The organism is Alkalibacterium sp. s-m-28 (genome assembly GCF_054658175.1).
Window position 1 is genome coordinate 1 of the sequence record NZ_BAAGIQ010000397.1, and the last position, 255, is coordinate 255.

Genomic DNA, 255 nt, shown 5'->3' on the forward strand with positions numbered 1-255 from the left:
CGTTATACATGCCGTAAGGGATCAAAGGGATCTTTTCATAGTCATCGATGATGGATTCATAGTTTTCTTCACTGCCATATCCAGCATCTGCGACAATATATTTGAATAAGTCCAGTGTAGAAATGGCTGATAAAAATGGAAGTAGCGTTCGCGTATCCGTAGGATTTGAAAAGATATCGTAGTCAATGACGTATTGATTACTAGAAGCAACTTGAAGATTATAGCCAGGTTTCAATTCACGGTTTTTCATGGGAT

At 38.0% G+C, this 255-nt stretch carries 1 protein-coding gene; it reads right to left on the reverse strand.

Translation table 11 applies throughout. From position 1 onward, the window contains the following. A partial coding sequence (locus ACYQ4S_RS12745) for a transposase (RefSeq protein ID WP_459771551.1) occupies positions 1-255 on the reverse strand: 255 nt, incomplete at both ends.